We start from the raw sequence: 22,726 nt of genomic DNA on the forward strand, positions 1-22,726 counted from the left end.
ACGAGCTAGCTGGTGGAACTGGTGGAGATCCGGTGAAGCCATTCGAGGAAGAGCTTGAGCTCCGAGCTGGAGAGCTGGTCCGAATGCGAGGCCTGCAATGCCGCATTCAGGGCGATGGCCGCGACCACCACCGGGGATTTTCCGGAGTCTTCCGGCCCGGACGCCCGTGCCTGCTCCGTGGAGACGGCAAAGATCATCGCGTCGCGGGTCATGGCGGAGAGCTCGAGGTTCCGCTCCGGCGCCTTCTCGGTGATGAGCATGAGCGTGACGCCCACATTGGCGGCCAGGATGCTCCGGGCCGCCTCCTTGGGCGGGACCGCGAGCTGGCCCGCAACGGCCGCCTTGTTCAGCATTTCCTCCATCAGCGCCTCGGCGTCGGCGACGACGGCAGGACGGCTCTCGGGGCGGATATTGCCGAACATCACGAGGTACAGCTCGGGCTGCTTGAGCCCGAACTGCACATGCTGGTCCCACATGCGCCGGATGTCCTCCAGCGGCTCGCCGGACGGGGCGAAATCGCGTTCGCCGGCCACGTATTCCTCAAAGCCGGCGGCGACGACGGCGTCGAACAGCCCTTCCTTGTCCCCGAAGTGGTGGTACAGGGTGGGGGCTGTCACCCCCGCCAGCTGCGTGATCTGGCGGGTAGAGACCGCGGCGCCTCCGGACTTGGCCAGCAATCCGGCGGCTGCACGGAGCAGCCGGATCTTGGGCGGTAGCTGGCCATCGATACTCATAACCGCTACCCTAGCACCTATAGCAACGCTATATGAAGTGCATCACATACACTTTCTTTACTGGCTCACCGCAGAGAACGAGGACTTTCAGTGCAGAACTTCCAAGGAGTAGGCGTCAGCCCCGGCCGGATCATCGGCACCATCCGCCAGATGCCGAAACCGGTCAGCGAGCCGCCCGCGGGCGAACAGCTGCCGGCGGGCGTCTCTGCCGAGGATGCGACGGCGGCGCTGAAAGCTGCGGCGAAGGCCGTGCACGACGAGCTCAAGGCCCGGTCTGAGACGGTCAGCGGCGACGGCAAGGCCGTGCTGGAAGCCACGGCGCTGATGGCCACGGACACCATGCTGCTGAAGTCCGCCGCCAAGCTGATCGGCCGCGGCACCTCCAACCAGCGTGCCATCTGGGAGGCTGGCGCGTCGGTGTCCGAGATGCTGCACAACCTGGGCGGTTACATGGCCGAGCGCGCCACCGACGTCCTGGACGTCCGGGCGCGGATCGTGGCTGCGCTGCGCGGTGTGCCCGCCCCGGGCATCCCGTCCTCCGCAACGCCCTTCATCCTGATTGCCGAGGACCTCGCCCCGGCGGACACGGCCACGCTCGATCCCGAGAAGGTGCTCGCACTCCTGACAGCCGGCGGCGGCCCGCAGTCCCACACCGCGATCATCGCCCGTTCCCTTGGCCTGCCCGCCGTCGTCGCCGCCGCCGGCGTCGACTCCCTGCCGGACGGTACGGAGGTCTACGTCGACGGCGCCGCCGGCACCATCACGGCGGAGCCCGGGGACGCGGAGCGCGCCGCCGCGGAGCACTGGGCCGCCACCGCGTCGCTGCTGGCGGACTTTGACGGCACCGGCACGACGGCGGACGGCCACCTCGTCCCGCTCCTGGCCAACGTGGGCGGCGCGAAAGACGCCGTGGCCGCGGCCGGGCTGAACGCCCAGGGTGTTGGCTTGTTCCGCACCGAGTTCTGCTTCCTGGAACGGGACACCGAGCCCTCCGTGGAGGAGCAGGCCGCCGCGTACAAGGGTGTCTTCGACGCCTTCCCCGGCAAGAAGGTGGTGCTCCGCACGCTCGACGCCGGCGCGGACAAACCCCTGCCGTTCCTCACCGACGCCACCGAGCCGAACCCCGCGCTCGGGGTCCGCGGCTACCGCACCGACTTCACCACGCCCGGAGTGCTGGAGCGCCAACTGCAGGCGATCGCCCGGGCGGAGCAGGACTCCGAGGCGGACGTCTGGGTCATGGCGCCGATGATTTCGACGGCGGAGGAAGCCGCACGGTTCGCGTCGCTGTGCGCCGAGGCCGGGATCAAGACGCCCGGCGTCATGGTGGAGGTGCCGTCCGCGGCGCTCACCGCCGAGTCCATCCTGCGGGAAGTGGCCTTCGCGAGCCTGGGCACCAACGACCTCACGCAGTACGCCATGGCGGCGGACCGGCAGCTCGGACCGCTCGCTGCGCTCAATACCCCGTGGCAGCCGGCCGTGCTCCGGCTCGTGGGCCTCACGGTTGAGGGCTCCGCCGCGGAGGGCCACGGCAAGCCGGTCGGCGTCTGCGGCGAGGCCGCGGCGGATCCCGCCCTCGCCGTCGTGCTGACGGGCCTGGGTGTCAGCACGCTGTCCATGACGGCGCGCTCCATTGCCGCGGTGGCCGCGGTGCTCAAGACGGTCACCCTCGCCGAGGCGCAGGACCTGGCTCGGCTGGCCCTTTCCGCCCCGAGCGCCACCGAGGCGCGGGCCTGGGTCCGGGCCAAGCTGCCGGTACTGGAGGACCTCGGCCTGTAACGGGAGTGTCGGCCCCGGCCCGGGGCGCTAGGATGCACTCCATGACACTGATTGCGCCCCGGCTGACGGCCGGGCTCCCGGCCGAGGATGCACAGAAACTGCAGTACGCGCTCAACGGCAGCAGCGACATCACGGTCTTCGTCGACGGCACCGTGCACCGCCTGCCGCCGGCGGCGCGCGACGCCGTCGTCGACCTGCTGGGCCGCTTCAGCCGGGGCGAGTCGGTCACCGTCAGCAGCGTGGAGGAAATGCTGACCACCTCGAAGGCGGCGGAGCTGGCGGGGATCTCGCACACCTACCTGCGCAATATGACGGACCGCGGCGAGATTCCGGTCGAGTACCGCGGCACGCACCGGCGGATCCGGCTGGCCGATGTCATGGCATGGCTGGAGACCCAGAAGAAGAAAACCGCTGCGGAAAATGCGGCACCGGCGGCCGACGAAGGCGACTCTGCTGACAGCAAAGATGACGGCGGCGCGAATGGTTCGTGACGGCGTGATAAGGATCAAACAACGATCCCGGCCCGGCGCGGAAACGCGGCGAAGGCCGGGGTTACGCTTGAATTGTGGGTAAGTTCAGAGGGTGGCACATCCTGGCCGGCATCGCCGCCATGGTGCTCACCGGCATCCTCGGAACCGTGATGGGGCTGAACAACACGGCGGCCTTTATGGCCAGCTGCGTCGCGTTCGTCGCCGTCGCCCTGTGGACGGACAGCCGGATAACGCGCCGCAGGCGAGAGTCAGTGCGGGACTCAGCGCGGGACTCAGCGCGGGACACCGCACCCGGACCGATGCAGGACCCGGCCTTCCGGGACGACCACTAGGCCCGCGGTCAGCTAGATCCTCGGCCGGTCGGCCCAACGCCGGGCCTTGAGCGCCGCATGGAGTTCCAGCCGGACCATCCCCTTGAGCGGGTCGACGCCGAGCACCTGCCGGATCCTGCCCAGCCGGTTGTAGACACTGCTCCGGTGCAGATGCAGCTTCCCGGCCACCTCCTGGACCGAGCTGTCATTGTCATAGAAGAGTTCGAGCACCGGCAGCAGTTCCCCGTTGCGGTCGTGGTCCTCCAGCATCTTGAAGTACACGGATCCTGCATCCGCCCAGGCGCCGGCCCCGCCGCCGGCCGAGGCCAGCAGCTGGTACAGGCCGGTGGCGCGGCAGTCGACAAGCTCCCCGAGCTGCGGGTCCACCGCAGCGGCCTGCGCCGCCTGGCGCGACTGCCGGTAGGCCTCGGCCAGTTCGCGCGGCCGGGAGAATCCCTCTGACGTGCCGAGGATGATCCGGCGGACCGGACGGCCGGCGCGTTTGGCCAGTTCCAGCTGATAGTGGACCAGGACCTGGGCGTGGTCGGCGCGGCCGGAGGACTCCTTGAACAGCACGACGGAGTGCGTCTCGGTCCCGGCGCTGAAGAGGGCGGCGTCCACGCCGATGGTCGCCTGCAGCGCGGCGGAGCGGTGGATCAGGGTGGAGGCGATCGGGTCCGAGCCCTCGGCCCAGCCGTCGGCGTCGAGGACGGTAACCAGCTGCCACGGCCCGCGGCCCTGGACTTCCTTCCAGCCTCCGACGGCGGCGACGGCGTTCACCTCGCCCCGGCAGGCGGCGAGGAACTCCTGTTCGCGGCGGCGGCGGAACTCGGATTCGGCGGTGTTGGAATCCAGCAGCAGGGCCGAGAGTTGCTCGAGTTCGCGGGCTACCTCCGGCAGCCGGGCCAGGACGGAGGCGGCGGTGGGTTCCTCGGCGTCGAGCTGGACCCACAGGTAGCCCACCCGGAATCCGCGGACCAGCAGCGGGACACACACGCGGCCGAGCATTCCCAGTTCCTCATTGGCGGGTACCACCACCGGGCGCACCGCCGTCGCGATGCCGTGGGAGAGCTGCCAGGCGCTGACATCCACGGCGACGCGCTTGCTGAGCAGGAAATTCACCCGGACCCGGTCCGCCTGGGACTGGTTGGAGCTGTAGGCGAGCAGGACGCCGTCGAGGTCTTCCAAGGAGAGCCCGCGCCCGAGCCGCTGCGCCACGGCCTCCACGAGCTGCTCCACGTCCTGCTGCTGCATGCTGCCACCTTACTGCCACGCGGGCCCCGGCCACGAACGCCGCGGCAACGGACAGCAGGCGACACCTGCCGCCCCGGTAGTCGACAACTGTCGAGCCGTGCTTTTGCAAAACCCCGGAATGACGGGACCGGGGCCGTGGACCCGGACGGCGGCACTGTCGCCTGCCTCACAGCCGGTTCTATTCTGGAATCACGACTTCCCCGCATTCACCCCGGCCCACGAGGCCGCAACCACTGGAGCCCAAAATGATCATCGGTGTCCCCAAAGAGATCAAGAACAACGAATTCCGCGTCGCCATCACGGCCGCCGGCGTGCACGAGTTCCGCCACCACGGCCACACCGTCCTGGTGGAACGCGGCGCGGGTCTGGGCTCCGGCATCACGGACGAGGAATACGCCATTGCCGGCGCCGAGATCGTCGCCGAGGCCGACGACGTGTGGTCCCGCGCGGACATGGTGATGAAGGTCAAGGAGCCGGTCAAGGCCGAATACCACCGCTTCCGCAAGGGCCTGATCCTCTTCACCTACCTGCACCTGGCCGCCGAGCCGGACCTCACCCAGGAGCTCATCAACTCCGGCGTCACGGCCATCGCCTACGAAACCGTGCAGGAGGGCCGCTCGCTGCCGCTGCTGGCCCCGATGTCCGAGGTTGCGGGCCGCCTGTCCGTCCAGGTCGGCGCCACGTCGCTGATGGCTCCGGCCGGCGGCAAGGGTGTGCTGCTGGGCGGCGTCCCGGGTGTCCGTCCGGCCAAGGTCGTTGTCCTGGGCGCCGGCGTGGCCGGCACCAACGCCGCCGCCATGGCCCTGGGCCTCGGCGCGGACGTCACCATCCTGGACATCAACATCAACCGCCTGCGCGAACTCGACGCCCAGTACCAGGGCCGCCTGAAGACGGTTGCGTCCAACGCCTACGAGATCGAAAAGTCCGTCGTCGACGCCGACCTCGTGATCGGTTCCGTGCTGATCCCGGGCGCCAAGGCCCCGAAGCTCGTCACCAACGAGCTCGTCTCCCGGATGAAGCCCGGCTCCGTGCTGGTGGACATCGCCGTGGACCAGGGCGGTTGCTTCGAGGACACCCACCCCACCACGCACCAGGAACCGACGTACAAGGTCCACAACACGATCTTCTACTGCGTGGCCAACATGCCGGGCGCCGTGCCGAACACCTCCACCTACGCGCTGACCAACGTGACGCTGCGCTACGCGGTTTCGCTGGCCAACCTGGGCGTCAAGGCAGCCTTCGAACGCGACGCCTCCCTCGCCGCGGGCCTCAACATCGCCGGCGGCAAGGTGGCGCACCGCTCGGTCTCCGAGGCACACAACCTGCCCCTCGTCGCCGACTGGCACGAGCTCGTCTCCGCGTAAGTTCCGATGGCTGTTTAGGCCAGATCCCGGGCCTGTTCGATCAGCCGCAGCACCTCCACCGGCCCGGCGGGATCCACCGGGAGCGGCAGGGCCGAGGCGGCCCCGCCGTCGAGGATCTTGTCCGCCAGGATCCGGTAGAACTCCGGATAGGCGCCGCGCTCGGTGGGCAGCCGGTCCAAGTGGCCGTCGAGGCCCAATTGCCCCGCCCATTCCCGGGCCTCCACGCCGTAGTCGGCGTCCAGCGGACTCCCGCCGGCGGCGAGATAAGGCTCCTGCGGGTCGACGCCGTGCTTGGTGAAGCCGCCGTCGCTGCCCAGCACGCGGTACCGCGGGCCCTGCTGCGCGCAGAGCAGGTTCATCGAGAGGTGGCTGGTGACTCCGGAGTCGTGCCGGAGGGCCACGAAGACGTCGTCGTCCGCCCGTTCCCCGGGCCGGCGGGCCGCCAGCTCCGCGTAGGTCACGGTGGCGGGGCCGAAGAGTTCCACGGCCTGGTCCAGCAGGTGTGTGCCGAGGTCGAACAGCACGCCGCCGCCGTCGCCGGCCGTGGCGGCAGCCTTCCAGGCCTTCGTGACGCTCGGCGACCAGCGCTCAAAGCGTGATTCGAAGCGCATGACTGTGCCGAGGATGCCGCGCTCCAGCAGGCCGCGCAGCGTCAGGAAGTCCCCGTCCCAGCGCCGGTTCTGGAACACGGTGAGCACGCGGCCCAGCCGCGCGGCGAGGTCGACAAGTTCCGCGCCCACGGCGCTGCGCACCGTGAAGGGCTTGTCGACGACGACGTCGAGGCCGGCTTCCAGCGCGGCCTTGGCAAGCGGATAGTGGGTGGCCGGCGGCGTCCCCAGCACCAGCAGGTCCAGGCCGCCGGCGCGTGCGAGCAGCTCGGCCGGGGTGTCCACGACCGTGGCCGCGGGGTGGCGGGACGCGGCGGCCGCTTTCCGGCCGGCGTCGGAGGTGGCGATGGCGTCAAGTGAATAGGCCGGATTCGCAGCGATCAGCGGCGCATGGAAAACGCTGCCGGACAGGCCGAAGCCGGCGACGGCCGTGCGGATGGGGCTGCTGCGGATGGGGGCAGTGGAGTCGGCTGGCATGGTTCCACGCTACTCCGGCGCCCCCGGTCCGATGCTCCCTCACTCTGACAACAATTCGGGCGACGCTCCCCCAGAAGGTGAGGGAGCGCCGCCCGAAAAGCCGCTATAGGTGAGAGAGCGTCGGAAGGGAAGGTGCTACTTCTTTTCCCAGCCGATGGTGGTCCAGTCCGGGACCTGGGACAGGCTCTTGAACAGGGACGGGCCGTAGTTAGCCAGGCCGGTGCGGACGAAGGAGATCTGCGGTCCGTTCATGACCACGCCCATGGAGAAGTACTTGGCCATGTGCTCCTTTTCCACGTCCATCGCGGCCTTGTTGCGCTCGGCGTTGTCGGCAATGGTGGAGAGCTTCTTGATCTTGGCGTCGAGGTCGGCGTCACCGAGCTTGTTGGTGTTGGTCTTGGAGTCGTAGAACTGCTTGACGGCGTCGGTTGCGTCGGCACCCACGGTGTAGCCGGAGACGCTCAGGAAGAAGTCACGGCTGCCCACAACCTTGCCGAAGTCGGCGGAAGCGCGCTGGTCGATACCGACGTCCATGCCGCCAGCCTTGAGCTGGTTCTGCAGGGTCTGTGCGAAGGCCAGCGTGGTGGGGTCGTCACCGAAGTTGCTGATCTTGAAGGCGGCGGGGACGCCGTCCTTTTCCATGATGCCGGCGGCGTTGGGCTTGTAGCCGGCGTCGGTCAGGACCTTCTTGGCGGCGTCGGCGCCGGTCTCCTTGACCGGGTAGTTGTCCTGGTAGTACTTGGAGAACGGCAGCAGCATCATCGACCCGGAGCTTTCTTCCTCCCAGTTCAGGCCGTTGAAGCGGACCTTGCGCAGTGCCTCGCGGTCGACGGCGGTGAAGATCGCCTTGCGGATGGCGACGTCGGTCAACGGGGCCTTCTGCGCGTTGAGGTTCAGGCCGCCGGCGAAAAGACGCTGGCCACGGCGGATCTCGGAGTTCTTGGTGCCGTCGAGCTGCTTGTAGGGGGTGATGGTGTTGGCGGAAACACCGTCGATTTCACCGTTCTTGAAGGCGGCGATTGCGGCGCTGCTCTCAAGCTGGCGGAAGACCACTTTGTCCAGGACCGGCTTGTTGCCCCACCACTTCTCGTTCTGGGCGAGGGTGACCGTCTTGGCTGCGCTGTCGTACTTGTCGACCTTGAACGGACCGGCCATCCACTCCGGGTGCATCTCGCCGGTGAAGCCGTCGTTGAAGATCGCCGGGGTGTTCACGGCCGGGTGCACAAAGCCGGTGAACAGGGAGTCCAGCGGGTAGACCGGCTGGGTGGTGGTGACAATGACTTCCTTGGGGCTGGAGCCGGCCTTGACGGAGTCAACGAACTCGTACGCGCCGGAGCTGACGACGTCGATGTCCTTGTTGGCACCCTTGAGCATGTTCCAGGTGTTTTCGAAGGTCTTGACGTCGATCGGCGTGCCGTCGTTGTAGGTGGCCTTCGGGTTCACCTTGATGGTGATGGTCTGCTTGCCGTCCTTGACCTCGCTCTTGACGTCTTCGCAGAAGTCCTTGTTCGGCGTGGCGGTGCCGTCGAAGTCGAAGTTCCAGCAGCCCCAGGTGCCGGCCTGGTCAATCGGGCGGTGCAGGGCGGTGTTGTCCGCGCTGTTGCCGTTGTTGGAAAAACCGTTGAAGTCCGGTCCAAGGTTGCCCAGCGGCAGGGTGACGGTGCCGCCCGGCTGCAGGTCCTTGGCGTCCTTCGCGTTGATGCTGACGAGCTTGGCCAGGTCGCTTCCCGCTTCCTGTCCCTTGCCGGCCTCGGGACCCTTTGCTGCGCCGCCGCCACCGCCGCAGGCGGTGAGCGCAAGCGCTGCCACGACGGCGGTAACGCCGCCGATCTTGGTCAGATTCTTCATGTTTTCCCCTTTTATTCCTTAGTGCGAGTTGATGCGGATGAGTGAATCAGGTGGTTTCGTGGACAACGAGCATGTCCGCGTCCAGTTCGCCGTCCGGGTAGAAACAGGCGAATTGCTGGTCTGTGGGTGCCGCGGAAGCGGCCGTGCCGGGCGCTGTTTCCAGCAAGGGCTCCTGGGTCAGGCACTTTTCCTGTTTGGCCGGCGGCAAGGCCGCGAAGACCGGGCAGCGCGTGGCGAAGTTGCAGCCCTTCGGCGCCTCCAGCGGCGAAGGCAGGTCGCCTTGCAGGATGATTCGTTCGCGGGTGCGTTCCAGGACGGGGTCCGGGACCGGAATCGCGGAGAGCAGCGCACGGGTATAGGGGTGGCGCGGATTGTCGAAGACGCTGTCTACGTCGCCGATTTCGACGATCTTGCCCAGGTACATCACGGCCACCCGGTTGGAGATGTGCCGCACCACGGACAGGTCGTGGGCCACCATCAAGTAGCTGAGCCCAAGTTCCGCGCGGAGCGAATCGAGCAGGTTGATCACGCCGGCCTGGACGGAGACGTCGAGGGCGGACACCGGCTCGTCGAGGACCACCAGCTTAGGGTTCACGGCGAGGGCGCGGGCAATGCCGATCCGCTGCCGCTGGCCGCCGGAGAACTGGTTCGGGAACCGGTTGACGTGGTCCGGCTGGAGACCCACCAGTTCCATCAGCTCCATGATCCGCTTCCGGATCTGGGGCTTGGGCATGCCCGCATTCTCGAGCGGCTCGGACAGCACTTCGAACACGGTGAACCGCGGGTCCAGGGCGCCGGTGGGGTCCTGGAACACCATCTGGAGTTCCTTGCGCATGGCGCTCTTGGTCTTCGCGTCGGAGGCCTGCTTGTTGCTGAGGCCGCCGATGACCACCTCGCCGTCCTGGTCCTTGTGGAACTCCATGATCTCCAGCAAGGTGGTGGTCTTGCCGCAGCCGGATTCGCCGACGATCGAGAAGCACTCGCCCTCGCGGATGTCGAAGCTGAGACCGTCGACCGCCTTGACGGTGCCGATCCGGCGTTTGATCAGGGCACCCTTCAACAGGGGGAAGTGCTTTTTGACGTCCCTGAGCTCCAGCACGCGCCGGCGTTCGGTGCGGGGGACCGCGTCAAAGCGCGACACCGGCACGGCCGGGGCCTTGAACACCTCACGGGCGTCCACTTCCTGCCCCAGGGAGCCGGTCTTGATGCAGGCGGCCCGGTGCGCGTGGCCGCCGTCCGCGTGGTTGCCGGTGACCGGCAACAACTCCGGCTCGCCCTCCAGGCAGGCCTGGCTGACCAGGGGGCAGCGCGGCGCGAAGGAGCATCCGGTGGGTGCGTGGATGAGGTTCGGCGGGATGCCTTCGATCGGCACGAGGGTGGACTTCTCGGCGATGTCGACGCGCGGCACCGCCCCGAGCAGGCCGATCGTGTACGGCATCCGCGGGTTGTAGTAGATCTCGTCGACGCTGCCGGTTTCCACCGGCTTGCCGGCGTACATCACCATGATGTCGTCGGCCATGCCGGCCACCACGCCCAGGTCGTGCGTGATCATAACGACGGCGGCGCCGGTTTCCTCCTGCGCGGTGTGCAGCACTTCGAGGACCTGCGCCTGGATGGTGACGTCGAGGGCCGTCGTCGGTTCGTCGGCGATCAGTACCCGCGGGTTGTTGGCGATGGCAATTGCGATCATCACGCGCTGGCGCATGCCGCCGGAGAACTCGTGCGGGAAGGCCTTGAGCCGGTCCTTCGGGCTCGGGATGCCCACCATGCTGAGCAGTTCGACGGCGCGCGCTTCCTTGGCCTGCTTGCTCATCGTGGGGTTGTGGACCGTGAGCGCCTCGACGATCTGGGTTCCAACGGTGTAGACCGGCGTCAGCGAGGACAACGGGTCCTGGAAGACCATGGCGATGTCGTTGCCTCGGTACTGGCACATGGCCTTGTCGCTGAGGCCCAGCAGTTCGTTGCCCCGAAGCCGGACCGAGCCGGTGATCTCCGCCGTCGGGGGCAGCAGGCCCATGATGGCCATCGAGGTGACGGACTTCCCGGAGCCCGATTCACCGACGATGCCCAGCGTCTTGCCGGCGCGGAGGTCGAAGTCGATGCCGCGGACCGCGTGCACCACCCCGTTCTCCGTGTTGAACCGGACGTTCAGGTCCCGGACGGACAGCACCGCATCCGCCGGGGCATCCGTGTAGTTCCTGCCGGCCGTGTGCAGCCCGGCCACGTGCAGTCGCTCGGCGGTGGAGAGGTCGGCGGACCCGGTGCTGGCGGTCATTTCGTGGCTCATACCGTCTTCTTCTTCCTGGCGCTGCCTACGGAGCTGGAGCTGGGATCGAACGCGTCACGCAGGCCGTCGTTCATCATGGCGAGCGAACCGGTCAGCAGGAACATGACGGTCAGCGGGACCCAGAACATCCACGGGAACGTGGACACTTGGGAGGTGGCCTGGCCGATCAGCACACCCAGGCTGACATCCGGGACCTTGATGCCGATGCCGATGAAGGAGAACGCAACCTCGGCCAGGATCGCGCCGGTGATGCCGCGGGTGATATCCAGCACCAGCAGCGAGCCGATGTTCGGGACCAGGTGGCGCCAGACGATGCGCCGCGGCGGGATCCCCATGTACTGGGCCGCCTTGACGAAGTCGCGTGTCATCAGCGACATCGACAGCGAGCGGATGAGACGCGCGGTGCCCATCCAGCTGAAGACCAGCAGGACGATGATCAGCAGGAGCCAGCTGGGCAGCGTTTTCTGCAGTCCGTTGCCGCCCCCGCTCGTGGCGACGGCCACGACCAGCAGGGCCGGCATCATGATCAGGGCTTCGAGGATGAACAGCATGACCTTGTCCACCTTCCCGCCGAAATAGGCCATGGTGCAGCCGTAGACGGCGGCGATCAGGACCGAGACGAGGCCGACGACGAGGCCGATCAGAATCGAGATCCGGGTCCCCTCCACGGTCAGGGCGTAGAGGTCGATCCCGGCCTGGGAAGTGCCGAGCAGGTGTTCGGCCGACGGCGGCATGCCGATGTTGAACGGGTCGATCGTCTCCTTGTCCCAGTTCGTGAAGAAACCGCCCACGAAGGAGAACAGCGTGAGGGCGAGGAAGATCACGAGGCCCGCGACGGCCGTCTTATTGCGCAGGAAGCGGCGCAGGATGATCGAGGATTTGGCAATGACGACGTCGTTGCCTTCGATTCTTGCTTCTTCGGCGACCGCGGCGGGGTCAATGGCATTCAGGTTTGTCATGGTTACTGCACCCGCACTCTCGGGTCGACCAGCGTGGTGGCGAAGTCCGCGAGGATCGCACCGATTGCGAAGATCACGGAGCCGTAGGCGAGCGTGGCGGTTGCGGCATTGACGTCCTGGAGGGCGATCGCGTCGATGCTCCAGGAGCCGACGCCGTGCCAGGCGAAGATCTTCTCCGCGAAGAAGCCGCCGGCGAAGATCGCGGGGATGGTAAAGGCGATGCTTTGCGCAACCGGGATAAAGGACACCCGCAGCGCGTGCCGGCTGATGGCTTGGTTGCGGGTCAGCCCCTTGGCGCGGGCGGTGCGGACAAAGTCGGCGTTGACGTTATCGAGCAGGTACTGGCGCTGCGCGATCTGGTAGGTGCCCCAGCCCACGATCGTGATCGCGAAGGTTGGCACGGCGTAGTGGGCCATCAGGTCGACGAATTGCGCCCAGCCGTTGCCCTCCATCCCGGGTGTGGAGATGCCCGTAACAAAGAAGATCCGCTCACCGGCCGTCTCGTTGATGTTGATGGCACCGAGCTGGACCAGGAAGTAGGCGATCGGCGCCGGCACGATGTGGACGAGGTAGCTGTATGAGGTGATGGCGCGGTCGGAGAACTTGTACTGCCGGGCCGCGGTGTAGACGCCCAGGGCGACGCCGATGATCAGGGTCAGGATGATGGAGGCCAGGAACAGCCGGGTCGAGATCCAGACGCGGTCGCCGAACTCGGCGTTGATGAACGCGCCGTTGGGACTGCGTCCCCAATCCCAGCGGGTGACGATCGCCGTGAGCCAGTCAACGTAGCGCTCCCACGGGCTGAGCTCCGGGTCGAGGCCCTTGAGCCGGAAGGAATTGACCACCTGCTCGGGGGTGGGCCGCGGAATCCGCTCCTGCTCCAGCAGCGCCGGCTGCAAGGTGTTCACGGCCAGGAAGTACCCCGCGGTGGTGGTCAGGAAGATCATGAAGACATACGTGAGGGCACGTTTGGCGAGATATCGGAGCATGGGACGACTAGTTCTGGATCGCCGGTGTCTTTACGGTGCCTGCCGCTGCCTGGGCGGTCTTTTCCGCCGCGGCGCTTGCAGGAGTCTTGAGATTCACAGCATGGATCCTTCCGTTGTCCCCCCCATATGGCAGGGGGTTTCCGCTGCCGATCCGGGATCACGGCCAGCGGGTGCCTGGCCCCCCGCAGGCCTCTCGGCGAGTCCTTGTGGACTATGTTGCGGGTCACATTCCAGAGGAAACTATCACAAAGAAATTGCGGGCAGGCGCGGGAAACGGGCCGAAACGGTATAGCTACTACCAGATCGTTATGAATAATTCCTTTGAATTGATTTGACTTGGCAGCCGGCGCTCGGACCGGCTAGCCTACGCCCCGTTGACGACGCGGGTGACTAGCTCACGCCATGATTCGACGAGGCGGTCGGGAGCCACGCCGTGGACCCGGACGGAGTGAAGGATCCGTTCCGGTTCGAGCGTCACACTGATGGCGCCGGCCATGAGCCAGGGGTCAGCGGTGACGCCGGCCTGGCGAAGCAGCAGTTCGAGATGGCGGTGCCAGAGGACGGCCGCCGGCACATCGAAGCGGTTATAGGCAGACACGTCGGCGGCCCGGGCGAGGTCACCGTATTCCAGCACCCAGCCGATGCGCTCGGCACCAACCGCGATGAGCCGCTCCAGGGGCGGGGCTCCCGGCCCCACGGGCGGCGGGCCGAACATGAACCTGCCTTGGAACTGGGCCTCGGCATCACTGAGGAGGTTCACCATCAGACCCGCCCGGCTGCCGAATCTACGGAACACTGTGCCGTTGCCTACGCCCGCACGCCGGGCGAGCGTGGCCATCGTGAGGCCGTCCACGCCGCGCTCCTCGATGAGTTCCCGGGCGGTCCGGAGCAGCAGCTCACGGTTGCGGGCGGCATCCCGGCGCTCCGACTCGGCCGCGCGACCGCTGCCGGGGCGGCTGTCGGGCGCACCCGTAGCTGGGGCATCCGGCGCGCCGGGGCGGATTGGGATTAGGCTCACAGCGCCAATTGTAGCCCCGGGGAATATTAAACGGACCGTAGTCCGTTTAGATGGATGAAGGCCCCCCAAAGCCTCCGCGACCATCTAGCCGCCGGAACCTCGGCGCCGCGATACAAGGAGTTCACATGACCACCAACACCGTTCTCACCCTGGTCGGCAGCCTGCGCGCCGGCTCCACCAACGCCCAGCTCGCCGAGGCGATCCAGCTCAACGCCCCCGAGCAGGTGGAGGTCGTCATCCACGAGAGCCTCGGCAACATCCCGTTCTACAACGAGGACATCGACGTCGAGGGCCAGGTCCCCGCCGCCGCGGCCGCGCTGCGTGCCGCCGCCAATGAAGCGGACACCCTGCTGCTGGTCACCCCGGAATACAACGGCACCGTCCCCGCGCCCCTGAAGAACGCCATCGACTGGCTCTCACGCCCGTTCGGCGCCGGCGCCCTCAGCGGCAAGCCCACGGCCGTCGTCGGCACCGCATTCGGCCAGTACGGCGGCGTCTGGGCCCAGGACGAGGCCCGCAAGGCCGTCGGCATCGCCGGCGCCCAGGTCCTCGAAGGCGTCAAGCTTGCCGTTCCGGGCTCCATGGTCCGCTTCGCGGAGATCCACCCGAAGGACGACGCCGAGGTAGTGGAGCAGATCAAGGGTGTGTTTGCCGCCCTCGAAGAGGCCCGCAGCACCGAAGCAGCCTAATCCCCGGCCTGCAGACCGACACCCCGGCAGTCCCCCAGCTGCCGGGGTGTCCTGCGTCCGGGCACCTTTCGGCGATTTTGTGAACAAAAGTTTTCCCACTGGCAACCCGGCCCTGTATCCTAGGACTGTGAGCCACGAAACACTTGATGCCGCCGCAGAGCTTCTCCCGGCCGAGGCAATTGACGCAATCGAACGCGCGGCTACGTCCGCCCACCGCCACGAGAGGCTTTTCTCGGAGCGCGCCGCAAACATCAAGCAGTCCGCCGTACGGGACGTCTTCGAGATCTCCCTGCGTCCCGGCCTCGTTTCGCTGGCCGGCGGCAGCCCCTACCTTCAGTCACTCCCGCTCGAACGCCTCGGCCAGTCCGCCGCGAAGATCATCGCGGAACAGGGTATGACCGCCCTCCAGTACGGCGGCGGGCAGGGAACCGAGGAACTCCGCACGCAGATCTGCGAGGTCATGGCAGCCGAGGGCATCCTTGACGCCAAGCCTGAAAACGTTGTCATCACCGCTGGCTCGCAGTCCGCCCAGGACGTCGCCACCAAGGTTTTCTGCAACCCGGGCGACGTCGTCCTTGTCGAAGATCCCACCTACGTCGGCGCGCTCAACACATTCGAGGCCTACCAGGTCGAGGTGGGCACCGTGCCGATGGACGGCAACGGAATCATTCCGGACCTCCTGGAAGCCAAGATCGCCGCCCTGCAGACCGCGGGCAAGAACATCAAGTTCCTCTACACCATCCCGAGCTTTAACAACCCCTCCGGCATCACCCTCGCCGCCGAGCGCCGGCAGCAGGTCGTTGATATATGCCGCAACGCGAATATTCTCATCCTGGAGGACAACCCCTACGGCCTGCTGCGCTTTGACGGCAAGCCGCTGACCCCGCTGCGGGCCGGGAACCCGGATGACGTCATCTACATGGGCTCCTTTTCCAAGATCTTCGCCCCGGGCCTGCGGATCGGCTGGGCGCTGGTCCCGGCGCATCTCCAGCGCCGCTACTACCTGGCCTCGGAGGCTGTCACCCTGTGCCCTCCGACGCTCAACCAGATGCTGGTCTCCGCGTACCTCCGGGATTACGACTGGCGCGGCCAGATCGCCACGTACCGCGGGCTCTACCAGGAACGCTGCGAGGCGATGCTCGCGGCACTGGAGAAGTACATGCCGGAAGGGCTGAGTTGGACGCGGCCTGAGGGCGGCTTCTTCGTCTGGGTTACGCTGCCCGAGGGCGTCGACACCTATCCGCTGCTGCAGAAGGCCATCGACGCCGGCGTCGTCTTTGTGCCCGGGGCGGCCTTCACCCACTCGGATGAGCCCTCCAACAAACTGCGGCTCGCATACAGCGCGGTGCCTCCCGACGCCATCGAAGAAGGCGTCCGACGCCTGGCGCCGGTGCTGGGGGAAGCCGTCGCCGCGTTGTAGCCTGAATCATTGCTGTGGCCCGATCCGTGCTTGACCAGAGGAGTTCCCTATGACCGGAATTATCGTTGTTGGCGTCGATGGCAGTGAAACTGCCCTCAAGGCCGCGCACACGGCCCGGGACCTCGCGGTCTCCCTGGGGGCCACCCTGCACGTGGTCAGCGCCTTCGACAGCGACCGGACCGAGGTGTTCAGCAGCGGCAGCGACCGGTGGATTGTTTCCGACGCCGACGATGCCGAAAAGGTCGCCAAGTCCGTCGCAGAGGGCCTGCGCACGGCCGAGGTCAACGTCACCTACGCCGCTGCCCGGGGCAAGCCCGCGGAAGCGCTGATCCACGAGGCCGAGCGCTCCGGTGCGCAGATGATCGTGGTCGGCAACCGCCGTATGCGCGGCCTCGGCCGCGTCCTGGGGAGCGTTGCGAACAGCGTGGCCCACAACGCCCCCTGCGACGTTTACATCGCCAAGACCGACTCCTCCGACTAGGGCTGGCCAGCACCGCTAGGGCTGCGGTGCCGGCTCCGCCGTCTTCAGCATCCGGCGCAGGATCTTGCCGGAGGAGGACTTCGGCACCGCGTCGATGAACTCGACGCGCCGGATCTTCTTGAACGGAGCCACCCTGGCGGCAACGAAGTCCTGCACGGCGGCCTCGTCCAGCGCCTCGCCGTCGGCGCCGGGCTGGCGCACGACGAAGGCCATCGGCACCTCCTGGCCGTCGGCGTCGGCGGTTCCGATCACGGCCGCGTCGGCGATGCCGGGGTGGGTGAGCAGCAGCGCCTCGAGCTCGGCCGGCGCGATCTGGTAGCCCTTGTACTTGATCAGTTCCTTGAGCCGGTCCACGACCGACACCACCCCGTCCGCCCGCACCGTGGCGATGTCGCCGGTGTGCAGGAAACCGTCCGCATCCAGGGTGTCCGCCGTTTCCTCGGGCCGGTTCAGGTAACCGAGCATGACGTTGGGCCCCCGGCAGAGCAGGTGGCCCGGGGCGCTGGTTCCCTCGGCAGGGACCTCGATCTCCTCCCCCGTGGCCGGGTCGAGCAGCCTGCACTCCATGTTGGGGACCGTGTAGCCCACCGAGCTGACCGGAACGTCCGTGGCATCGACCGGAATCAGGTGCGAGACGGGGCTCATTTCCGTCATGCCGTAGCCCTGGAGCACCCTGCAGCCGAGCCGCTCGCCCAGCCGCGCCCCGAGTTCGCCGTCCAGGGGCGCCGCCCCGGAGAGGGTGGTGTGGACGGAGCTGAGGTCGTAGTCCGCCACCATGGGGTGCTTGGACAGCGCCACGGCCACCGGAGGTGCGATGAAGAGGTAACTGCACTTGTGGTCCTGGACGATCCGCAGGAACTCCGCGAGGTCGAACTTGGGGATGGTGACCAGGCGGGCGCGTTCCCGGAGGGCCAGGTTCAGCAGCACGGTCAGTCCGTAGATGTGGAAGAAGGGCAGCAGCGCCAGCAACCGGTCCTCCGGCCGGACCTTGAGCAGCCCGCGCGACTGTTCAACGTTCGCCACGAGGTTCCGGTGGCTGAGCATCACGCCCTTGGGCCGGCCGGTGGTGCCCGAGGAGTACGGCAGCACCGCGATGTGGGTAGCCGGATCGAAGCTGATCTCCGGGGCCGGCGCGCCGGACGTGAGCAACTCTGTCAGCGAGGGGTGGCCCTCGGCGCCGTCGAGCACCACCAGCCGCTCCGCCGGGATCCCGACGCGGCCGGCGGCCTCCTGGGCGGCGGGCAGCAGGGCGGAAATCGTAAACAGCCAGCTGGCTCCGGCGTCGGTGAGCTGCTTTTCAATCTCGTCCGCCGTGTACAGCGAATTGATCGGCGTGACGGTGGCGCCGGCCAGGAGCAGGCCGTGGAAAACTACGGTGAACGCCGGGATGTTCGGGCACAGGATGGCGGCGACCCCGTGGACTCCCAGACCTTGGGCGGCAACGGAGCCGGCGAGGGCGTTGATCCGGTCGCGCAGCTCGCGGTAGCTGGTTTCCGCGCCGCTGGTGCCGTCGACGACGGCGATCCGGTCCAGGTCGTCCTCCGTCAGAGAGCCGAAGAGGTATTCGTAGAGGCTGACGTCGGGAATATCGACAGCGGGGAACGGGCTCGAGAACACGCAAAATCTCCTTTGATCGGCGTCCGCCGGCGCGACGGCTGGTGCCACTCTAGTGCCGCCGCGCGGGCCAGGGACAGGAATCCCAGGGATTTGATCGGCGTCACCAGACCTGGTGGGCAGTCTCACCCCCATTTTGCCGGCCGGGGCGAACGGCACGGCGGTAAAATTGGGGGTGCCCCCGATGGTGCGGACAGTCCTATCCGCCCACTCCGGGGAGAAGCTATGCCTGCCCTTCAGCGCCGCCAGCTCGTCGGCCATGACATCCTGCTGGCCCGGCACGGAAACCACATCAGCAGCATGCGGGTGGACCGCGCCGGCGGCCGTGTGGTCGCCTACCTCGATGATGGCTCCGTGGACAGTGCACCTAACCTGATCTCCCCGGCCCTGCGGATGCCCGACACGGTCCGCAGCATCCTGCGCGAGGACTGGAAGTTCCTGGGCGGCGTCACGGCCGCCAGTTTCGGCCTGGCCGGCGCGGTGTTTGCCGCCGCCGGGGCCGTTGCGGGCTGGGGCGGCGCCCCGGGTATGGCGGAGCTGCTTTCGTCCTACGCCGGCTAGCAGCCCGCTGCTCCGGCCCGGTCCCCCGGGCCGGAACTCAGTCCAGCAGCAGGGCCGGCTCCTCCAGGATGGCCGCCACGTCGGCCATAAAGCGCGCCGAGAGGTCCCCGTCCACCACGCGGTGGTCGAAGGAGCCGCCAAGGGTCGTGATCCAGCGCGGGATCACCTCGCCGTCGAGCACCCACGGCTTCTGCTTGATGGTCCCGAAAGCCACGATCGCCACCTCGCCGGGGTTGATGATCGGCGTTCCGGTGTCGATGCCCAGGGCGCCGATATTGGTGACCGTGAGGGTGCCGCCCTGCATCTGCGCCGGCTGGGTCTTGCCTGCCCTCGCCGTGGTGGCCAGATCGTTGAGCGCCAGGGCGAGTTCCTTGAGCGAGAGGTCCTGGGCGTTTTTGATGTTCGGCACCATCAGGCCGCGCGGAGTCGCGGCAGCGATGCCAAGGTTCATGAAGTGCTTGACATGGATCTCGGCCGAGTCGCTGCCGTCTCCGGCATCCACCCAGCTCGCGTTGACGCTGGGGTTGCGCGCCGCGGCCCAGATGACCGCCTTGGCGAGAATCAGCAGCGGCGAGACCTTGATGCCCTCGAAGTCGCGGGAAACCTTGAGCCGCTTGACGAACTCCATGGTGCGGCTGGCATCGACGTCCACGAAGATGGACACGTGCGGGGCCGCGAAGGCGGACTCCACCATGGCCCGGGCTGTGGCCTTGCGCACGCCCTTGACTGGGATCCGCTCGATCCGCTGTTCCTGGGGCCGGCCGGTCTTGCCCCAGAATGAATCCGCCTGGTCCAGCTCGGCGTCGCGCTGCGCCTGGTAGCTCACCAGGTCCTCGCGGGTCACCTCGCCGCGTGCGCCGGTGGGCACGACGTCGGCCAGGTCGATGCCGAGGTCCCGGGCAATCTTCCGGACCGGGGGTTTGGCCAGGACGCGGCTGACGAGGCCCGTGATGGCGCCGCCCAGGGTGGGCCGCTGGTCGACGGCTTCGGCGTCTGCCGGGGCCGGACGTTCGGCGCGGGCGACGGCTTCAGGGCTGATCCAGATGTCGTGCGCCTCGACGGGTTCGACGGCGGGGGCCTGGGCGGCGGCGGCCGGAACCGGCGGGGCGGAGATCCGGCGCCGGCGTTTGACGGCGTCGGCCTTGGGACCGGAACCGACCAGCGGACCGCCGGCCGGAGGGCCGCCGGCCTCGGAGGTGTCCGGCTCCAGCTTCCCGTACATCGGCGCTTCGTCCGGGGTTGCGGGAGCCATTGCGGCAGGTGCAGCCGCCGGTTTTGCGGCGGAGGCGGGCTCGGCCGTCGCAGTGTCGGAGACGCTGATGATGGGCGTACCGACGTCGACCGTCACGCCCTCCGCGACCAGCAGTTCGGTGACGGTCCCGGCGTATGGGGAGGGCAGTTCCACGAGGGATTTGGCGGTCTCGATTTCGCAGAGCACGTCGTTGACGGCCACGGTGTCGCCGGCTTTGACCTTCCAGGACACGATCTCGGCCTCGGTCAGGCCCTCGCCGACGTCGGGAAGGTTGAACTTGTTCACGGTCATGGAGATCCCCGTCAGTAGGCGAGGGCGCGTTCCAGCGCCTCAAGGATGCGGTCGATGTCCGGCAGGTAGTCTTCCTCCACCTTGGCCACCGGGTAGGGCATGTGGAAGCCGCCGACGCGGATGACCGGGGCCTCGAGCGAGTGGAAGGCCCGCTCGCTGACCCGGGCGGCGATCTCGCCGCCGATGCCGCCGAAGGTCGGTGCCTCATGCGCCACGATCAGCCGGCCGGTTTTGCGGACCGAGGCCGTGACAGTGTCGAAGTCGATCGGCGAGATGGAGCGCAGGTCGATCACCTCCACACTGAGGCCGTCCTCGGCGGCGGCTGCGGCCGCGGCGAGGGCCACCGGAACCAGTGGGCCGTAGGCCACGACTGTGGCGTCGGTACCGGCGCGCAGCACGTGGGCCCGGAACGGGTCCGCGGACTGGCCCGGGGAGTCGGTGTCGACGTCGCCCTTGAGCCAGTAGCGGCGCTTCGGTTCGAAGACGATCACCGGGTCCAGGCAGTCGACGGCCTGCTGGATCATCCAGTAGGCGTCGTGCGGGTTGGACGGGGTGATGATCCGCAGCCCGGCGGTGTGGGCGAACAGCGCTTCCGGGGACTCGGAGTGGTGCTCGATCGAGCCGATCCCGCCGCCGTAGGGGATCCGGATGACGACCGGGACGGTGAGGTTGCCGTTGCTGCGCGAATGCATCTTGGCCAGCTGCGTGGTGATCTGGTTGAAGCCCGGAAAGACGAAGCCGTCGAACTGGATCTCGCAGACCGGCAGGTAGCCGCTCAGCGCCAGGCCGATCGCGGTGCCGATGATGCCGGACTCGGCCAGCGGGGTGTCCACGACGCGGTCGGCGCCGAACTCGCCGATCAGGCCGTCGGTGACGCGATAGACGCCGCCCAGCGGGCCGATGTCCTCGCCCATCAGCAGGGTGCGCGGGTTGCCGGCCAGGGTCGCGCGCAGGCCCTCGTTGATGGCCTTGGCAATGGTCATGGTGGTCATCAGTTGGCCGCCTCCGTGTCGGCCGGCTCCGCCTCGTCGGCAAAGCCGGCGCTGTATTCCTCGAACCACGCCAGCTCTTCGGCCACCAGGGGGTGCGCCTCGGCGTAGGTGTTGGCGAACGCCGTGCGGATGTCCGGGGTTTCCAGGTCGTGCGTGGTCTTGCGGACGTAGGCGGCGAGCTCGTCGCCGTCGGCCTTGACCTGTTCGAAGAAGGTGTCGTCGGCAAGGCCTTCGGCGCGGAGGTACTTCTCGAGCCGCTCCAGCGGGTCTTTCGCCCGCCACTGCGCTTCCTCCTCGGAGCCGCGGTACTTCGTGGGGTCGTCCGCAGTGGTGTGCGCGCCGACGCGGTAGGTGAAGGCCTCGATCAGGACCGGGCTCTTGCCTTCGCGGGCACGTTCCAGGGCCCACTCCGTGACGGCGTGGACCGCGATCACGTCATTGCCGTCCACCCGGATCCCGGGGAAACCGTAGCCCTTGGCGCGGTTGGAGAGCGGGATCCGGGTCTGCACGGCGGTGGGCACGGAGATGGCCCAGTGGTTGTTCTGGCAGAAGAACACCACGGGAGCGTTGTAGGAGGAAGCGAACACCATGGACTCATGGACGTCACCCTCGGAGCTGGCGCCGTCGCCGAAGTAGACCATGACGGCGGCCTTGGGCTTCTCCGCCCCGGCCTCAGACTCCCCGGCCGTGGCGGCGGCGAGCTTCTGATCCCGCTGGATGCCCATGGCGTAGCCGACGGCGTGCGGGGTCTGGGCGGCGAGGACCAAGGTGTACAGGTGGAAGTTGGTGTCCTTCGGATTCCAGCCGCCGTTGGACACGCCGCGGAACTGGCGGAGCAGTTCGGCCAGGTCCACATTGCGGGTCAGCGCGACGCCGTGCTCCCGGTAGGTGGGAAAGATGTAGTCCTGCGGCTGGCTGGCCCGGCCGGAACCGATCTGGGCCGCTTCCTGGCCGGTAAGCGGGACCCACAGGGCCAGCTGGCCCTGGCGCTGCAGCGCGGTAGCCTCCACGTCGAAGCGGCGGATTTTGGCCATGTCGGCGTAGAAGCTGCGGAGTTTTTCGGCGTCGAGCCGGGCCGCGTACTCGGAGAACACCGGATCGGTGCCCAGGGTGCCGTCCGGGCCCAGCAGTTGGACCATGGGGACAGCGGGGTCGCCCAACACGGCTTCGGCCTGCGCCTCGCGCTGGTCGTCCACGTCGGTTCCGTCGAACTCGGTAGAGGGCAGATGTGTGGCGCCCATACCGTCTCCTTGCCTGCCGCATCCGAATGCGCCGCAATCGCTGGGATACATGCCGGACCGGGAATACAT

The 22,726-nt window shown here is 67.8% G+C and carries 20 protein-coding genes; 8 read left to right on the forward strand and 12 right to left on the reverse strand.

Translation table 11 applies throughout. From position 1 onward, the window contains the following. Nucleotides 1–5 precede the first annotated feature (5 nt). Nucleotides 6–734 (reverse strand): TetR/AcrR family transcriptional regulator, encoded by a 729-nt coding sequence (locus FFF93_RS16295; RefSeq protein ID WP_138768001.1) that lies wholly within the window; start codon nucleotides 732–734, stop codon nucleotides 6–8. 90 nt (nucleotides 735–824) lie between these two features. Here FFF93_RS16295 and ptsP point away from each other — a divergent pair, with 90 nt between their 5' ends. The 3 genes from ptsP to FFF93_RS16310 all read left to right on the forward strand — a co-directional run bounded on the left by ptsP (nucleotide 825) and on the right by FFF93_RS16310 (nucleotide 3,333). After that, entirely contained in the window at nucleotides 825–2,510 is a 1,686-nt protein-coding gene (ptsP, locus tag FFF93_RS16300) for a phosphoenolpyruvate--protein phosphotransferase (protein ID WP_138768000.1), read from the forward strand. 41 nt (nucleotides 2,511–2,551) lie between these two features. Then, a complete protein-coding gene (locus tag FFF93_RS16305) occupies nucleotides 2,552–3,001 on the forward strand; it encodes a helix-turn-helix domain-containing protein (protein WP_138767999.1) in 450 nt (149 codons plus the stop codon). 74 nt (nucleotides 3,002–3,075) lie between these two features. Continuing rightward, nucleotides 3,076–3,333 (forward strand): hypothetical protein, encoded by a 258-nt coding sequence (locus FFF93_RS16310; RefSeq protein ID WP_138767998.1) that lies wholly within the window; start codon nucleotides 3,076–3,078, stop codon nucleotides 3,331–3,333. 12 nt (nucleotides 3,334–3,345) lie between these two features. On the opposite strand, the gene FFF93_RS16315 is transcribed toward FFF93_RS16310, so the two are convergent. Further along, the gene (locus FFF93_RS16315) at nucleotides 3,346–4,566 is read right to left on the reverse strand and encodes a CdaR family transcriptional regulator (protein ID WP_138767997.1); all 1,221 of its coding nucleotides are present in this window, start codon (nucleotides 4,564–4,566) and stop codon (nucleotides 3,346–3,348) included. 245 nt (nucleotides 4,567–4,811) lie between these two features. On the opposite strand from FFF93_RS16315, the gene ald reads away from it, so the two are divergent. After that, complete coding sequence (ald, locus tag FFF93_RS16320) at nucleotides 4,812–5,930, forward strand: alanine dehydrogenase (protein ID WP_138767996.1); 1,119 nt, start codon at nucleotides 4,812–4,814, stop codon at nucleotides 5,928–5,930. A gap of 14 nt (nucleotides 5,931–5,944) precedes the next feature. Here the strand turns inward: ald and FFF93_RS16325 are convergent, their stop codons facing one another. From FFF93_RS16325 to FFF93_RS16350, 6 genes are all read right to left on the reverse strand, one after another. Continuing rightward, complete coding sequence (locus FFF93_RS16325; protein WP_138767995.1) at nucleotides 5,945–7,015, reverse strand: Gfo/Idh/MocA family oxidoreductase; 1,071 nt, start codon at nucleotides 7,013–7,015, stop codon at nucleotides 5,945–5,947. A gap of 135 nt (nucleotides 7,016–7,150) precedes the next feature. Beyond that, nucleotides 7,151–8,863: an ABC transporter family substrate-binding protein gene (locus FFF93_RS16330; RefSeq protein WP_138767994.1), complete on the reverse strand. Its 1,713-nt coding sequence runs from the start codon at nucleotides 8,861–8,863 to the stop codon at nucleotides 7,151–7,153. Between the two features lie 46 nt (nucleotides 8,864–8,909). Continuing rightward, a complete protein-coding gene (locus FFF93_RS16335) occupies nucleotides 8,910–11,150 on the reverse strand; it encodes an ABC transporter ATP-binding protein (RefSeq protein WP_138767993.1) in 2,241 nt (746 codons plus the stop codon). Then, on the reverse strand, nucleotides 11,147–12,109 hold the full coding sequence (locus FFF93_RS16340) for an ABC transporter permease (RefSeq protein ID WP_138767992.1): 963 nt from the start codon (nucleotides 12,107–12,109) through the stop codon (nucleotides 11,147–11,149). The genes FFF93_RS16335 and FFF93_RS16340 overlap by 4 nt, the downstream gene beginning before the upstream one ends. Before the next feature lie 2 nt (nucleotides 12,110–12,111). After that, nucleotides 12,112–13,098 (reverse strand): ABC transporter permease, encoded by a 987-nt coding sequence (locus FFF93_RS16345; RefSeq protein WP_138767991.1) that lies wholly within the window; start codon nucleotides 13,096–13,098, stop codon nucleotides 12,112–12,114. Nucleotides 13,099–13,462: 364 nt separating this feature from the next. After that, complete coding sequence (locus FFF93_RS16350; RefSeq protein ID WP_315851463.1) at nucleotides 13,463–14,116, reverse strand: helix-turn-helix domain-containing protein; 654 nt, start codon at nucleotides 14,114–14,116, stop codon at nucleotides 13,463–13,465. 125 nt (nucleotides 14,117–14,241) lie between these two features. Here FFF93_RS16350 and FFF93_RS16355 point away from each other — a divergent pair, with 125 nt between their 5' ends. The 3 genes from FFF93_RS16355 to FFF93_RS16365 all read left to right on the forward strand — a co-directional run bounded on the left by FFF93_RS16355 (nucleotide 14,242) and on the right by FFF93_RS16365 (nucleotide 16,706). Beyond that, nucleotides 14,242–14,805 carry an NAD(P)H-dependent oxidoreductase gene (locus FFF93_RS16355; protein ID WP_138767989.1) on the forward strand — a complete coding sequence of 188 codons (564 nt, stop codon included), beginning with the start codon at nucleotides 14,242–14,244 and terminating at the stop codon, nucleotides 14,803–14,805. Nucleotides 14,806–14,932: 127 nt separating this feature from the next. Then, complete coding sequence (locus FFF93_RS16360) at nucleotides 14,933–16,225, forward strand: PLP-dependent aminotransferase family protein (protein WP_138767988.1); 1,293 nt, start codon at nucleotides 14,933–14,935, stop codon at nucleotides 16,223–16,225. Nucleotides 16,226–16,274: 49 nt separating this feature from the next. Beyond that, entirely contained in the window at nucleotides 16,275–16,706 is a 432-nt protein-coding gene (locus FFF93_RS16365; RefSeq protein ID WP_138767987.1) for a universal stress protein, read from the forward strand. Nucleotides 16,707–16,721: 15 nt separating this feature from the next. On the opposite strand, the gene FFF93_RS16370 is transcribed toward FFF93_RS16365, so the two are convergent. Then, nucleotides 16,722–18,323 (reverse strand): AMP-binding protein, encoded by a 1,602-nt coding sequence (locus FFF93_RS16370; RefSeq protein ID WP_222424634.1) that lies wholly within the window; start codon nucleotides 18,321–18,323, stop codon nucleotides 16,722–16,724. A gap of 222 nt (nucleotides 18,324–18,545) precedes the next feature. Here FFF93_RS16370 and FFF93_RS16375 point away from each other — a divergent pair, with 222 nt between their 5' ends. Next, nucleotides 18,546–18,881, forward strand: coding sequence for a hypothetical protein (locus FFF93_RS16375; RefSeq protein WP_138767986.1), 336 nt, complete (start codon nucleotides 18,546–18,548; stop codon nucleotides 18,879–18,881). Nucleotides 18,882–18,918: 37 nt separating this feature from the next. Here the strand turns inward: FFF93_RS16375 and FFF93_RS16380 are convergent, their stop codons facing one another. Genes FFF93_RS16380 through pdhA form a run of 3 tightly spaced genes read right to left on the reverse strand, consistent with a single transcriptional unit; the run spans nucleotide 18,919 to nucleotide 22,657 of the window. Continuing rightward, nucleotides 18,919–20,424 (reverse strand): dihydrolipoamide acetyltransferase family protein, encoded by a 1,506-nt coding sequence (locus FFF93_RS16380; protein WP_138767985.1) that lies wholly within the window; start codon nucleotides 20,422–20,424, stop codon nucleotides 18,919–18,921. An 11-nt stretch (nucleotides 20,425–20,435) separates the two neighbouring features. Beyond that, nucleotides 20,436–21,416, reverse strand: coding sequence for an alpha-ketoacid dehydrogenase subunit beta (locus FFF93_RS16385; RefSeq protein WP_138767984.1), 981 nt, complete (start codon nucleotides 21,414–21,416; stop codon nucleotides 20,436–20,438). Next, complete coding sequence (pdhA, locus tag FFF93_RS16390) at nucleotides 21,416–22,657, reverse strand: pyruvate dehydrogenase (acetyl-transferring) E1 component subunit alpha (protein WP_138767983.1); 1,242 nt, start codon at nucleotides 22,655–22,657, stop codon at nucleotides 21,416–21,418. Before pdhA ends, FFF93_RS16385 begins: the two co-directional genes overlap by 1 nt. Between the last annotated feature and the right edge of the window lie 69 nt (nucleotides 22,658–22,726).

The organism is Arthrobacter sp. KBS0702, assembly GCF_005937985.2.
Lineage (GTDB): Bacteria > Actinomycetota > Actinomycetes > Actinomycetales > Micrococcaceae > Arthrobacter.